The organism is Verrucomicrobiota bacterium JB022, assembly GCA_030673845.1.
Lineage (GTDB): Bacteria > Verrucomicrobiota > Verrucomicrobiia > Opitutales > Oceanipulchritudinaceae > WOUP01.
This window is the reverse complement of sequence record JAUTCQ010000013.1, coordinates 312748-326879: the sequence shown is the minus strand read 5'-3', so window position 1 is coordinate 326879 and position 14132 is coordinate 312748. Positions and strand designations below refer to the sequence as shown.

The 14132-nt window shown below is 64.3% G+C and carries 13 protein-coding genes and 1 tRNA gene; 5 read left to right on the top strand and 9 right to left on the bottom strand.

The genetic code is table 11. The features are described 5' to 3' along the window. The first annotated feature begins 25 nt into the window (after positions 1-25). Positions 26-832 carry an SDR family oxidoreductase gene (locus Q7P63_10280; protein MDP0500475.1) on the top strand — a complete coding sequence of 269 codons (807 nt, stop codon included), beginning with the start codon at positions 26-28 and terminating at the stop codon, positions 830-832. A gap of 9 nt (positions 833-841) precedes the next feature. Here Q7P63_10280 and Q7P63_10275 read toward each other — a convergent pair whose 3' ends face one another. Further along, entirely contained in the window at positions 842-1600 is a 759-nt protein-coding gene (locus Q7P63_10275; protein MDP0500474.1) for a DeoR/GlpR family DNA-binding transcription regulator, read from the bottom strand. A 138-nt stretch (positions 1601-1738) separates the two neighbouring features. Here Q7P63_10275 and Q7P63_10270 point away from each other — a divergent pair, with 138 nt between their 5' ends. Beyond that, on the top strand, positions 1739-2944 hold the full coding sequence (locus Q7P63_10270) for an MFS transporter (protein MDP0500473.1): 1206 nt from the start codon (positions 1739-1741) through the stop codon (positions 2942-2944). A gap of 487 nt (positions 2945-3431) precedes the next feature. On the opposite strand, the gene Q7P63_10265 is transcribed toward Q7P63_10270, so the two are convergent. The 8 genes from Q7P63_10265 to Q7P63_10230 form a co-directional block, all read right to left on the bottom strand. Continuing rightward, positions 3432-4157, bottom strand: coding sequence for a PEP-CTERM sorting domain-containing protein (locus Q7P63_10265; GenBank protein ID MDP0500472.1), 726 nt, complete (start codon positions 4155-4157; stop codon positions 3432-3434). 168 nt (positions 4158-4325) lie between these two features. Further along, positions 4326-5423 (bottom strand): sugar kinase, encoded by a 1098-nt coding sequence (locus tag Q7P63_10260; GenBank protein MDP0500471.1) that lies wholly within the window; start codon positions 5421-5423, stop codon positions 4326-4328. Between the two features lie 20 nt (positions 5424-5443). Then, positions 5444-6091 carry a DUF2959 domain-containing protein gene (locus tag Q7P63_10255; protein ID MDP0500470.1) on the bottom strand — a complete coding sequence of 216 codons (648 nt, stop codon included), beginning with the start codon at positions 6089-6091 and terminating at the stop codon, positions 5444-5446. A 236-nt stretch (positions 6092-6327) separates the two neighbouring features. Then, a complete protein-coding gene (locus tag Q7P63_10250) occupies positions 6328-7245 on the bottom strand; it encodes a YceI family protein (GenBank protein MDP0500469.1) in 918 nt (305 codons plus the stop codon). 30 nt (positions 7246-7275) lie between these two features. Beyond that, positions 7276-7959 (bottom strand): UDP-N-acetylglucosamine diphosphorylase, encoded by a 684-nt coding sequence (locus tag Q7P63_10245; GenBank protein ID MDP0500468.1) that lies wholly within the window; start codon positions 7957-7959, stop codon positions 7276-7278. A gap of 394 nt (positions 7960-8353) precedes the next feature. Then, positions 8354-8429, bottom strand: a tRNA-Gly gene (locus Q7P63_10240). A 72-nt stretch (positions 8430-8501) separates the two neighbouring features. After that, a complete protein-coding gene (locus Q7P63_10235; protein ID MDP0500467.1) occupies positions 8502-9362 on the bottom strand; it encodes a hypothetical protein in 861 nt (286 codons plus the stop codon). Between the two features lie 75 nt (positions 9363-9437). After that, a complete protein-coding gene (locus tag Q7P63_10230; protein ID MDP0500466.1) occupies positions 9438-11564 on the bottom strand; it encodes a polysaccharide biosynthesis tyrosine autokinase in 2127 nt (708 codons plus the stop codon). Between the two features lie 118 nt (positions 11565-11682). Between Q7P63_10230 and Q7P63_10225 the strand changes: the two genes are divergently transcribed. The 3 genes from Q7P63_10225 (at position 11683) to Q7P63_10215 (ending at position 14077) form a co-directional block, all read left to right on the top strand. Continuing rightward, positions 11683-12561: a sulfurtransferase gene (locus tag Q7P63_10225; protein MDP0500465.1), complete on the top strand. Its 879-nt coding sequence runs from the start codon at positions 11683-11685 to the stop codon at positions 12559-12561. 4 nt (positions 12562-12565) lie between these two features. Continuing rightward, on the top strand, positions 12566-13024 hold the full coding sequence (locus Q7P63_10220; protein ID MDP0500464.1) for a SufE family protein: 459 nt from the start codon (positions 12566-12568) through the stop codon (positions 13022-13024). Between the two features lie 66 nt (positions 13025-13090). Beyond that, positions 13091-14077, top strand: a complete 987-nt coding sequence (locus tag Q7P63_10215; GenBank protein ID MDP0500463.1) for an alpha/beta hydrolase — start codon at positions 13091-13093, stop codon at positions 14075-14077. The last annotated feature ends 55 nt before the right edge of the window (positions 14078-14132 follow it).

Sequence of the window (14132 nt, the reverse complement as noted above, 5' to 3'; positions counted from 1 at the left end):
AGTCGCTTGGGGTAGAATGCGCGGCATGAACACAACACATCTGCAAAACCTCTCCCACAGCAACGCTTTCGCCGGGCGCCACGCCCTCGTGACCGGCGGCACCAAGGGCCTCGGCGCCGCGATTGTCGCCCACCTTGCCGCCGCGGGTGCGACCGTTTATACGACCGCCCGCGAAGAGCCGGAAACCCTGCCTGCGGGGGTACATTTCATCGCGGGCGACCTCACCAAGCCGGAAGGCGTGGAAAAGGTCGTGCAGGCCATCACTGCCGAAACGCCCGCGCTGGACGTGATCGTGCACAACCTCGGCGGTTCGTCTTCCCCCGGCGGCGGTGCGCTGGCCCTGACGGACGAACTGTGGCAGCGCGACTTCGACCTCAACTTCTGGCCCGTCGTACGTCTCGACCGCGCCTTGCTGCCCGCGATGAAGGAGCGGCGTCGGGGGTCGATCGTGCACGTGTCGTCGATCCAACGCCGCCTGCCCCTCTACGAAAGCACCCTCGCCTACGCCGCCGCCAAGGCCGCTCTCAGCACCTACAGCAAGGGCCTCGCCAACGAATTCGGCCCCCACGGCATCCGCATCAACACCGTCTCGCCCGGCTGGATCAATACGCTGGCGTCTCAGCACATGGTCACGCGCCTCGCCCAGGCGGAAAGCGTCGACGAAGATACCGCGCGTCAACAGTTGATGGCCGCGCTCGGCGGCATACCGCTCGGTCGCCCCGCCGAACCGGAGGAAGTCGCAGCCGTGGTCGCGTTCCTCGCCTCCGATGCCGCCTCCGCCGTCACCGGCAGCGAATTCGTGGTCGACGGGGGAACGGTCCCGACCGTGTAGTGCCCTCCCCTACCCTTCCGCTACGATCACCTCGATGCCGACGTCGCGGAAGGGCTGGAGGCGTTCGCAGGGGGCCGGACCCGTTACGAGATGCGTCAGCGCCTGGGCGGAACACAGCAGGTGCGGCGCGATGGTGCCGAGCTTTTCCGGGGCGGCGACGGCCACCACCGCCGCCGCGTGCTGGATCATCGCGCGTTTTACAAACGCTTCCTCCGGGTCGATGGCGGTGGCACCGGCCTCGACGTGTAGGCCCGCCACCCCAAGGATACAGATATCGGCCCGCACTTGGCGGTAGTCCTCGACCACTTGGGCCCCCATGGCGGCGCGGGCGGGCTTGGAGAGCGTGCCGCCCACCATCAGCGTCTCGACGCTCGCATGCTCGCTCAACGCCAGCCCTACCGGCAGGCTGTGCGTGACCACCGAGAGCGGCAGGCTGGGCGGGATGGCTTCGGCCACACACAGGGGCGTCGTCCCGGCATCGATCAACACCGTCTGCCCTGCCTTCAGCAGTTGCACGGCGGCGGCACCGATGGCACGTTTCAGGTCGGGCGACTGGTGTTGCCGGCTGGCATAGTGGACCGACACAGCGGGGCGGAGCAGCGCACCTCCATGCACGCGCTCCAGCAAGCCATCCTGGTCGAGCTGGCGAAGGTCGCGGCGGATCGTGTCTTCGGAGACCTTGAAGCGCTTGGCCAAGGCATCGGCCCGCACCTGTCCTTCGGCTTTGAGCTGGTTCAGGATCAGGCGTTTGCGTTCAGCGGTCAACATAGCGAAAGGCGGAGAGGTGGCGGTATAGTGGAGGCGTAAGGGCGCGCTTGGCAATGCACAATCCTGCCTGAAACTGCGAATTTGCCTGCGATCACGCTTGATCCTGCACGTTTTTGCCTGTTTGTTCGCGTTTCTGCCATGCTCTTAGCCGCCAAGCCCATTCGCTCTACCGCCGCGCTCCAGCCTCGCTGGCCCGTCGCCGTGCTCTTCGCCGTCAACGGCTTGGGCTTCGGCGTATGGGCGGGCTTCATCCCGCATTTTCAGGAGCAACTGGGCCTGAGCCACCCAGAGCTGGGGGTGCCACTGCTCGCCCTGGTGCTCGGTGCGATCATCAGCATGCCGCTGGCGGGCAGCTATGTCGCCCACCGGGGCAGCGCGACGCTCGGGGCTCCTGCCTCGGTCCTGTTTGCGCTGGCGCTGGGCGCGATCACATGGTCGTCGTGGGCACAGGTATCGCTGCTGTTCACCCTCGCGGCCTTCAGCTTTGGCGCGAGCAAGGGCCTGCTCGACGTGGCCGTCAATACGCAAGCGGTGTTGCTGGAACAAGCCCGGCAGCGTCCGGTCAACGCCTTTTGCCAGGCCTGCTGGAGCCTTGGAGGCCTCACGGGCGGCGGGCTGGTGGTGCTCATTTCGCGGCAGGAGGCGCTGATCATCCCGTTCCTGATCTTCACCAGCTTCCTGCTCGTGGGGATGGGGTTTGCGGCGCACACCGGCCTGGTCGACGACCGCCACAACCACGCCAGCGACGCGCCCAAGAGCAACGTGCTGAAGGCCCTGCGCGACAGCCCACACCTGCGTACGCTGGGCCTGCTGGCCATGCTCGCCCTGTTCTCGGAGGGGGTGATGGCCGACTGGGCCTCCGTCTACCTGCGCGAAGCGGGTGAGGTGTCGACGGCGGCCTCGGCGCTGGGCTTTACCTCCTTCGCGCTGGCCATGACGATCGGGCGCTTTACGGGAGACTGGGCGATCGACCGCCTGGGCCCGGTCAACGTCTTGCGACTCGGTGGGTCGTTGATCGCGCTGGGCATCACGGCGGCAGTCGTCGCGGGCGTGGCCTTCGGCAGCCCGGTGGGGATCGTGCTTGGCATCATCAGCGCCGGGCTGGGTGTGTCCAACCTCGTGCCGGTACTCTTCAGCGCCGCCGGGAAGGATCCCATCGCCGGGGCGGGCCCGGGCATCGCGACGGTCACGACAATGGGGTTCGGGGGCTTTCTGATCGGGCCGCCCATCATCGCCAGCCTCAGCGGATTGATCGGCCTGCCCTTCGCCCTGCTGCTGCTCATCGTCTCGGGCGGCATCATCTTCTGGAGCGCTCAACGGGCCGTCGCGCCGGTGAGGGTGTAAGCATCAGGGCAAGGAAGGGGGTGGCACCCAAAGGGTGCTTTTCGCGGGGGAACGATTACCGGAAGTCGCCTATGGCGACATCACGGCTAGCTGCTGGCATCCCAAGCGGGATGCAGGGGAACCTCTTCCCGCGAAGACGCAGAGCATCCGCAGGATGCCAGCGACATAGCCGGATGTCGGAGCTTCAGCGACGACTTCCGGTAGAGCATAAAAACCGAAGCACCCCGGAGCGGGTGCCACCTTGGCCGGCCTGCCGATTTGGCGACGAAAAAGGGGTACCGCTTCCCAGCAGGCACCCCTACCCCTAGAGCAGTTCAAGAGCAAGTGGCCGCGTTCTGCGCTCAGTCATTTGGACAGCAGCGCAAGGCTGCGGAGCAGAAGGCGTGCTGAAGCACGTCGAGGCTTCGCAACGCAGCGACCTGTTCAAAGGACCAAGCAAGCGCGGCAACAGGTTTTTGAAATGCTCTAATACTCTAAAAAGCGCATTTTACGCGCGGCGGCGGCGCAGGGCTACGAGGCCGAGCACGCCCAGGCCGGCGAGGGCCGCGTAGGTCGATGGCTCGGGCACGGGCGTCACCGTTACGTTGTCGAGCGCGAGCGCGCTGCCCATGTCGGTGCTGAAGTCGTCGGCGATCCCGAACAGCACCGTGAGGCTCCCGGACGTCTGGGCGGTGATCGAGCTGCGGGTCCAGCCCGTCTCGAAGCTCATGACCGCATCCGGGAAGTCGAGGTAAGTGGCGGTGTCGACATTGGCCAGGCTGATCAGGTCCCCTTGGCTGGTGGCAACGAAGGCGGTGTCGAGGATCTCGGTACCGGGAAACTCGTTGGTGAGGAACTTCCAGTCGAAGCTGATCACGTCGCCCGCAGTGACGGTGAACTCGAAGGCGAGGTAGGAGATATCGAACGAGTCGATGCCGAAGGCGCTGTCGAGGGAGGCTTTGTCCTGACCGACGAGCGAAGTCAGGTCATCGGCGCTGACGCCAGTCGGGTTGGTCGTAGGGTTGAAGAAGTCGTTATTGAGCGGGCGGTCGCCGGAGTCGATCACGGCGTAGAAGTCGCCATCGGTAGCGGAGGGGCCGAAGGAGGCGGCGCTCTCCTGATAGGCGTTGCCGCCGGTGGTCCAGCCGTCGAGGCCCATTTCATAGCTGAAGTTCTGGGCTGTAACGATGGGGGCAAGCGCAGCCAAAGCCGCGAGAGAGAAGGCAAGTTTCATGGTGGGCGAAGGTGTTAAGACAGAATGCCTCGCCAGCCTGAGAGTAGCCGGCGCGCCCACCGATCAAAAAGAAAGCCGGCCCTCGCTCAAGCGAAAGCCGGCTTGTCCAAAGAGATGTCACGCGAGCGTCACCCGGCGTGACCGGGTGGGCGCTTTCGCGGCACAGCCTTAACGCACGACGCGGGCGCTGCCGCCCTTCATCAACTTTTCGATTTCGCCGCGGGTGGCCATCGAGGTGTCGCCCGGGGTCGTCATGGCGTGGGCACCGTGGGCCGCGCCGTAGTTGACGGCCTTGCCGGCGTCGCCCGTTTCGAGCAGGCCGAAGATGAAGCCGCTGGCGAAGCTGTCGCCGCCGCCCACGCGGTCCATGATCTCCAGGCCCGGGAATTCACGGCTCTGGAAGAACTCGCCGCCCATCCAGGCCATCGCGGCCCAGTCGTTGACGGTGGCGGTCTTCACGCCACGCAGGGTGGTGGCGGTGGCCTTGAAGTTCGGGAAAGCCTTGGTGGCCTCGTTGATCATGCGCTTGAAGCTCTCGATGGGCAGCTCGGAGAGGTTTTCATCGACGCCTTCGATCTCGAAGCCGAGGCAGGCGGTGAAGTCTTCTTCGTTGCCGATCATCACATCGACATACTTCGCGATCTCGCGGTTGACTTCCTGGGCCTTGGCGTGGCCGCCGATGCTCTTCCAGAGGCTGGGGCGGTAGTTGAGGTCGTAGGAGACGATGGTGCCGTGCTTCTGGGCGGCCTTGACGGCTTCCAGCGTCACTTCGGCGGTCGACTCGCTCAGCGCGGCGTAGATGCCGCCCGTGTGGAACCAGCGGGCACCGAGCTTGCCAAAAATGTAATCCCAGTCGATGTCGCCGGGCTTCATCTGGCTGGCGGCCGTGTTGGCGCGGTCGGGCACACCCACAGCGCCGCGGATGCCGAAGCCGCGCTCGGTGAAGTTGAGGCCGTTGCGCACGTCGCGGCCAATGCCGTCGTAGGGCTTCCACTGGATGAAGCGCGTGTCGACGCCGCCCTGGAGGACGAAGTCTTCGATCAGGCGGCCGACTTCGTTATCGGCAAAAGCGGTCACGACTGCGGTGCGCAGGCCGAAGCAGCGGCGCAGGCCACGGGAGACGTTATACTCGCCGCCCCCTTCCCAGGCCGTGAATTGGCGTGCGGTACGCACACGACCTTCGCCCGGGTCGAGGCGCAGCATGATCTCGCCGAGCGAGACGCAATCGTAGAAGCATTCGGAGGAAGCTTTGATGTTAAGCGACATGGTAGAGTATAGGGTGGGGATTAAAGCTGCATTTCTTCAATAAACCGCTCGGCCTCGTCAATCGCGCGTTCCATTTCCTGCACGAGAACGTCGACTTCGCCTTGCACGCGGGTGGCCTCCGCCTGGAGAGAGGCGATGGCGCGCGCATTGAGGTTGTGCTTCAGGAATAACACCTGGTCCTGGAAGGCGTCGAGCACAGGATACATGCGCGACTCGGCGCGGCGCATGGTGCGGATGAGGTCTTCGGCGCGGTGGCGGGTCTCGCGCAGGGTCTGCTCACTGGAGCGGCGGAGGTCGTCGCGCTGGTATTTCTCCAGCTCGCGCTCCCACTCGGCAAAGAGGGCGCGCGAGACTTCCTCCACCTTGTCGATGCGGGTTTTGACTTCTTCGGCGCGGCGGTTGAGACGGGTGTAATCGCTGTCGAGGCGGCGGTAGGCGCGCTCCAGCTCCGTCGCGTCCACTTCCACGACCGACATGAAGGCCTCCAGCGCGTCGCGGAACTCCTCCTTCGCCTCTTGTTGGCTGTCGCGCGCGTCATCCACGCGGTCGACCAGGATTTCACGCTTCTCGTAGCCGAACTTTTCGAGCGTGTTGTAATAAACGGTGCTGCAACCGGTGAGGCAGAGCCCCAGGCACAGCGGGAGGAGGCGCAACAGGTAATTCTTCATCGGGCGGGCGGGTAGTGAGGCGTTAAAATGCGCCAAACCACCCCATCCTGCCAGTTGCGGGCGCAGTTTTTCCGGGCACCGGCGCCCACGGAAGCCGGGCTGGTCTTTCCTCTCCAGCCGCCGCTCCCCCAACGCGATGTCGTCAGTCCGCCGCATAAAAGGTTCCATTTGTACCGTCGAAACGGGGAACAGCAACCCCTCAATGCCGCGAATCGGTGGGCTAAAGGCCCCTGCTCCTACCGTTTGCCGCCAAAGATCAGCCGCAGGTCGACCGTGATGAGGTCGTTGACGGCGTGCATGCCGAGCCCGGTGAAGAACTTGCCGCTGCCGTAGATCACGTTCCAACGGGTGCGGTCAAACTCCACCGTGCCCTGGCAGGCCCAGGTGCTGCCGTCCTTGCAGCCGCCGACCAACCGGCCTCGCACGGGGGCGGTGACGCCGCGCAGCGTGAGGCTGGCGGCCACCTCGTAGTTGGGGCTGCCCACCGGGGCGAGGGGATCGTGTGCGACGTGCTCGAGCTGCACCTTGGCGGTGGGGTGCTCGCCGATGTTGAAAAACTCCCAGTCGCGGAAGTGCTGGAGCAGCATCTTGTTTGCCTTGTCGTCCTCGATGTCTTCACAAGAGAGGGCTTCGAGGTCGAACACCAGTTCGCCGCCCTTGAGCACACCATCGACGAGGTTGACGTAGCCAGACTGGATGGGCATCAGCCCACGGTGCTGGTTGGCGAGGTTGCGGCCAATCCAGCGCACTTCGCTCTGCCCGGCGTCTACCTGCAACTGACCTTGGGCGGAGGCGGGGGATTGCGCGGCCTTGGTATCGCCCTCCAGCGGCAGGCCAGCCTCGCGTGCAGCTTCGAGCCCGCCCCGGAACTCCTCCACTTCGGCAAAGCCAGCCGCCGCCAGCTTTTGCGCGGCCACCCGCGAGGCGTAAGAACGTGCATCGGTGCCATAGACGATTACGGGCTGGGAGGGCTGGAGGCCCAGCTTGTCCTTCACGTGGTCGAGAAACGCCATCTCGTAAACGCTGGCGTTGACCGCACCCGGCAGGTGCTGGGCGGCAAAGGCGTCGGCGTCGTTGACGTCGAGCAGCACGGGAGACGGGTGCGCCTCCAAACGTTTCGTGAGTTGTGAGGCGGTGATCTGAGAGATGGCCATGCGCCACCCTATGCTCAAAGCCGCCGCGCCTCAATCGGGCCGGTCAACAATCCGGTGCCGCAGCTCCGGGATGCAAAGCTTGCCCGCCGGCAGGTAGCCTTGGAAGACGGTGCTGATCACGGCCGCGCGGCGCCCGAGGATCGAGCCGGGCTGGAGCACGCCATTGCAGCCTACCTCCGCGCCGTCGCCGAGGATCGCGCCCAGCTTGCGCAGGCCGGTGGGCGCGCGCACGTCGTCCGCCAGCTTCACCTTCACCTCGTCGCGCGCCAGCTTGAGGTTGGCGCAGATCACGCCGGCGCCGAGGTGGGCCTTGTTACCGAGGATCGAATCGCCCACGTAGTTATAGTGGGGCGTCTCGACGTTTTCGAGCAGCAGGCAGTTCTTGTACTCGCAGGAGTTGCCGAGCACGCTGCCCTTGCCCGCGATCACGTTGCCGCGCACATACACGCCCGGGCGTAGTTGGCAGCCTTCGCCGATATAGGCCGGGCCCTTGATGTAGCCAAAGGGCGGCAGCTCGGCCGTGGGGTGGATAAAGACGGGACCTTCCACGTGCAGGCCGGGCGGGATGTCGGTCCGCGGCGGGTGCGCAGCAAAGTCGAACTCCTTCAACGCCTTGGCGATGAGGGGCAGCCAGCGCCACGGTTCGAGATCGAGCGAGAAGATGTGGCCGAAGGGCAGCGAGTCCGGCCAGTCAAAGAGGTCAGCGGCAATCATGCGCGCCACCCTAGGCTCAAGCCCCCGCTTCTTCAACTCCGCAGGGCGGTTTGGAGAGGGGATAGCAGCTGAGTGCAGAGGGCGATCGGGCTGGCACCCAAAGGGTGCTTTTTGTAGAAAACAGCAACCGGAAGTCGCCTACGGCGAAATCCGGCTAATTGCTGACATCCTACGGATGTTGAACCTTGGCGGGAGGCTGTTCCTCCGCATCCCTTCAGGGATGCCAGCGATTAGCCGTGATGTCGGAGCACTAGCGACGACTTCCGGTAAGCCCGAAAATATAAATGCACCCCGCAAGGGGTGCCAGAGGTCCGTCCCATAACGCCCTCCATTACCCACAAAACCGGGCAAAAGAAAAGGCCAACTGCTGGTCAGTCGGCCTTAAAAGGAAAAATGGAGCGGGAGACGAGATTCGAACTCGCGACATCCACCTTGGCAAGGTGGTGCTCTACCAGCTGAGCTACTCCCGCTTGGGAAAGTCCTTCACAGTAGAGATCGGATCCTACTGGTCAATGACATTTTTTCAAAAAGTGAATTTTCTTCTACTGCAGGCGGCGCAGGCGGTCTTCGCGCTCGGACTCCACCAGCGGCATCACATCGGCCGCATTCAGCTTTTCGGCCATTTCGTCGCTCAAGAGGTAGGTGAGCAGCTTCTTGCCCTCGGCGGTGGCGGCAAAGTCGCGACGGTAGACGAGGTAGAAGGGCAGTTGCAGCGGGTAGTCGCCAAAGAGCACGTTTTGCGGGTTGGGGGCGAAGGAGCGCTGGGTGCCGCCCCGGCCCACCGGCACCGCACGCAGGTTCTCCGGCAGGCGCGTGGTGGGCATGATCGCCAGCACGTTGAAGGTGTCGCGCACGTCGCGGTTGAACGTGGCCAGCGTATCGTGGGGGCGCACGATGGCGCGTAATTCGCGCTCGCCCAGCACCTCGACCTTGAAGATTTCCTGGCCCACGGTGCTGTTGCCGCGCACGGTGTGCAGCGAGAGCTTGCGGATCGACCAAGAGCTGTTCGACGTGAAGGCTTCCCACGACTCGGCCACGCCCTCGGTGCTGAAGGCTTCGATCAAGTCGTTGTACGTCATGTCTTCCACCGGGTTGTCGCGGTGCACGACGACGGAGGTGACGAGGAAGGCCCAGGGGGTCGATTCGAGATCGGCCGGGGGCTGCTCGCCACGGGGCAGCGCGATGAGTGCGATGGGGGCCTTGCCGCTGGTCACGGCGTCGAGCCCCTTTTGGCTGCCCTCCAGGCTCAGCGTCACGGGCACGCCCTCCTGCTGGCTGAACTGCTGCAGCGGAGCCTCGACCACGGGTTTGAGCAAGTCACTACCGGCGATGGTCAGGCCGAAGGCGCTCGGCAAGACGGCGAGAAGGGATGAGGCAAGAAACAGACGAAGGGTAGGCATCATGGGAAAGAAAATCGGCACAGGTTGTAGGCGTGCACGCTAGAAGGCCACCCGCCCTATTGGCAAGCCCTCGCGCAGCTACTCTCGCCAACGACTGGCCGCGCCGCCTTCCGATTCACCCGCCGAGGGCTTTTCGGGCGTGCGCTCAGCCGTGTAGCCGTAATAACCGTAAGCGGCCGTCTGGCTCTCCGGCACCTGGTTGAAAACGACGCCCGCGACGGCCTTGGCCCGCTGCTGCACACTCCGGGCGGCCCGGGCGACCGTCGGCTGCGGCAGGCGACCGTATTGCACGATGAGCAACACCCCATCGGCCAGCAACTGCAGCACGGAGGCATCGCTGACCCCCAGCACGGGAGGCGAATCGAGGAAAATATGCGCGTAGCGGCCCCGCAGGCCATCGAGCAGCTGTTGCAGCTTTTCGCGGTGCAGCAGGGTGAGGGAGTGGAGCGCGCCGCTGCCCGCCGGGATCAAATCGAGCCCCGGCACATGCGTCGCTTGTACCAGTGCCTCCGCCGGCTGCTGCCCAAGCAGGTAGTCGACCAGGCCCGGCTGGTTCGGGGTCTGCAAGAGCTGGTGCTGCGTGGGCCGGCGCAAATCGCTGTCGATCACCAGGACGCGCTCGCCTGCCAGGGCCGCACAGGCCGCGAGGTTACGCAACACGGTCGATTTACCCTCCCCGGCGCCCGCGGATTGCACGAGCAGGATTTGAGCGGCACCGCTGTTCGCCAACTGGAGGTGCGCGCCGATCACGCGGTAGACCTCCGCCGTGGGCGATTCAAAATTGTCGCGCGTAACGAGCGCATCTTCGCGCGGCACTACGCCTAGCACGGGCAGCCCGAGGCGCTCTTCCAGCGTATCGAGATCGCGAAAGCTGCTGTCGATCAACTCCAGCAGCATGGCCCCTGCCCCGCCCAGGATGAGGCCGAGGAAGGCGGCCACGGAAAGGTTGAGCGCCCAGTTGGGGCGACCGGCCTTGAGCGGCGGCGCGGCGAGGTTGAGCAGCTCGATCGTGCGCTTGGGCACCTGCAGCTCGATCTCGCGCTGGCGCAGCTGGAGGCGCATCGAGCGCAGGACCGTCTCCGCCTCGCGCACGTCCTTCACCGCATCGTCGAAGAGGCGGTATTTTTCGCCCGCCACGTTGATCTGCTCCGCGCGCGCCTGCGCCAGCTCCTGCTCCATCGCCGTCACCCGCGCCTGCGCTTCGAGGTAAGCGATTTCCAAGGCCCGCTCATAACCCTTCAGCAGGCCGTCGAGCTGTTCGCGCAGCACCCGCAGACGGGCGACGCGGGAGGCGAGGTCGGGGTGATTTTCGCCAAGCTGGTTGCGGAGCTGCTCCACCTCCTGTTGCTGGATGAGGTAGGCTTGAGCGAGTTGCTGGATGTTCTGGTCGGAAATCAGCTCGTTGTTGACCACCGAGAGGCGGTCTTCCGGGGCCACACGGGCAAATTGCTGCCAGCGCGTCTTGCGGGCCAGCGCCTCCACCCGCAGGTTGATCAGCGTACGCTCGAGCTGGCGCAGCGCCTCCAACTCCGGCTGCGAGTCTTGCAGGTTCAAATCATAGCCCGCGAGGCCCAGCTCTTGCCGCAGCGCCTCCACCTTGTCGCGGCGTGCTCGCACCTCGTCATCCTGCAAGGCCAGTTGCTCCTGCAGCTTGGTCAGCGCCTGGTTTTGCGTGGCGGTGGCAAAGGTAATGCGGTTCTGCTCGTAGACCCGCGCGATCTCGTTGGCGATGTCGGCGCTCAACTGGCGGTCGGGCGCCCATACGCCGATGTCGAGCACGGAGGTATTGGGGCGGTCGCGCACCTCCAGCATCTTGCGCGTCAGATACAGGTAAGTCTGCTCGCGGTCGAGCGTGCCATTGAGGTCGAGGGCGCGACTCAACCGCTGCTCCAGCCCCAGCCGCTCGATCACGGGCAAAAGCACAGTGCGGCTCTGCAGTGTCTCGAACTGGTTGTTGATGAAGGTGCGGTCGATCGTGTCGAAGCCGACGGGGCGCAAGACCTCGTTTTCCTGGTCGGGCCGCTCCACCCGGATGGTCGACTCGGCGTAATACCACGGCTGCAGAAACAACTGCGTCCACGCCGCCGCCGCAAATACCGCCAGGGCCGTGACCGTGAAAACGACCAGCCAGTGGACGCGCAAGATACGCAACACCTCCCCCAGCGACAGGGGATCGACTTGGCTCTCGGCACGGGCGGCAGGCATGAGCGCATGCAAATACAGCCTGCCCGGCGGCACAATGCGAAAGCTATTGGCTGAGGGGGCGTTTTTTCTCTCATGGCTTGTTGCATTTTAGAATCATTCTATTTATTGTGACTCCATCATGCCAGTAGCCGCCGATTCCCAGAGCAAATTTGCTGCCTATGCCCATCCGGAAGCCCTTGTGAGCACGGACTGGGTCGCGAAACATCTGCACGACCCGCAGGTGCGCCTCGTCGAGAGCAACGAAGACGTGCTGCTTTACGACACCGGGCACATCCCGGGCGCCGTCCACATCGACTGGCGAGCCGACCTCAACGACGACCTGATCCGCGATTATGTCGACCCGCAGGCCTTTGCCGAGCTGTGCCAGCGCCACGGCATCACGCCCGAGACGACGGTCGTCTTTTATGGTGACAAGAGCAACTGGTGGGCTTGCTACGCCTTGTGGGTCTTCCGCCTGTTCGGGCACCGCGATGTGCGCGTGATGGATGGTGGCCGCCAGAAGTGGCTGGCCGAAAAGCGCGAAATCACCCGTGAGGTGCCGCGCTACGACGCCACCTCTTACCCCGTGCCCGACCGCCGCCGCGACGACGAGATCCGGGCATTTTATGCGGACACGCTGGCTCACTCCCTCGCGAAAAAGCCCTTGATCGACGTGCGCTCGCCCGGTGAGTTCAGCGGCGAGATCACCCACATGCCAGAATACCCGCAGGAGGGCGTGCTGCGCGGCGGCCACATTCCGGGCGCGAAGAGCGTGCCGTGGAAGACGGCAGCCAATGATGACGGCACCTTCAAAAGCCGCGAAGAGCTGCAAAAGATCTACACGCAAGACCTCAACCTGAAGCCCGACGACGACATTGTGGCCTATTGCCGCATCGGCGAGCGGTCCAGCCACACCTGGTTCGTCCTGCAATACCTGCTCGGCTACCAGAAGGTGCGCAATTACGACGGCTCGTGGACCGAGTGGGGCAACATGGTGCGCTCCCCCATCGAAAGGTAACGCCATGGCTGCCTACCCCGCAAAACTGCAGGAAATCATCGACCTTTTCGAGCACCTGAGCGAGCCGGAGAAACGCGAAAACCTGATCGTGTATGCCGACCAGGCGGAAGCCCACGCGCCGGTGGAAGGCGAAGCCTATGCGCTCGAAGATGTGCGCAAGGACGAGGAATGCACCGATACGGTCGGCATCTTCCTGCGGGACGACGGTGAGGGGCGCGTGACCTTTCGCGTGTCCCTCGGGCCGCAGGTGCAGACGCTGACTCGAGCGATGACGGCGATCCTCTGCGAGGGCCTCAGCGGCTCAACCCCGCAGACGGTGCGCGACGTACCGGCGGATTTTGTGCCGAAAATTGTGGGCGGCCAGCTCGTGCGGCAGCGTTCGCAAACTGTCTACTACGTGCTCGGGCGGATGAAAAATGCCTGCCTCGTCTACGAACGACGGCAGGCGGCGAAGGCTCATTAAAGAGCGACAAGCCGCAATTTTGACGCCATCCAGTTGCGCGAAGCCTGCGGCCCCGTACCCGTAGGTATGGTTCGTTCCCTTGTTCTCCTCGGGCTGGCGTCGGTGGCGTCGGCTCTCAGTGCCAACATCCGGCTGGAAGACTTCGATTATCCCTTCCCGGAGCAGACATATACCTTTGAGAGCCAGCAACAAGAGCTCGAAATGGTGTATATGGACGTGCCGGCCAAGGGTGAGCCGCAGGGCACCGTGCTGCTGCTCCATGGCAAAAACTTCTCCGGCTCATACTTCGAGCAGACGGCCGAGCAGCTGAGCCAGGCGGGCTACCGCGTGGTCATCCCCGACCAGATCGGCTTCGGCAAGTCGACCAAGCCGGAGCATTACCAGTATTCGTTTCAACAGCTCGCGACCAATACGCACGAGCTGCTGAAGCAGTTGGGCGTCGACGAGGCACACGTACTCGGCCACTCAATGGGCGGCATGGTCGCCACCCGCTACGCCCTGATGTTCCCGGATGAAACGGTGACGCTGACCTTGATGAACCCGATCGGTCTCGAAGACTGGAAGGCCAAGGGCGTGCCCTACCAGCCGATCGACGAGGGCTATCAGGAAGAGCTGAACAAGACGCCGGAACAGATCCGCCAATACCAGCTCGAGTTTTACTATGACGGCCAGTGGAAGGAAGCCTACGACCCGTGGGTCGAGCAGCTCACCTCGTTCATCGAGGGCGACGACTACCCGCGCATGGCCTGGAACCAGGCCCTGACCTCCGACATGGTCTTCACGCAGCCAGTGGTCTACGAATTTGGTGACATCGAGGCCCCTACCCTGCTGATCATCGGCCAGCGCGACCGCACGGCCATCGGCAAGGGCCGCGCCTCGAAGGAGGACCAGCAGGACCTCGGCAATTATCCGAAGCTGGGCCGCGCGGCCAAAAAGGCGATCCCCGACGCCAAGCTGGTCGAGCTGGACGGCATCGGCCACCTGCCCCACATCGAGGCCTTCGACCGCTTCTTCCCACCCTACCGCAAGTTCCTGGACCGACACGCGGAGTAGAGGTTTCTGGAACAGGAATTCAGAAAGTTACTAGAGCCCCAGAGCATATCCTTTT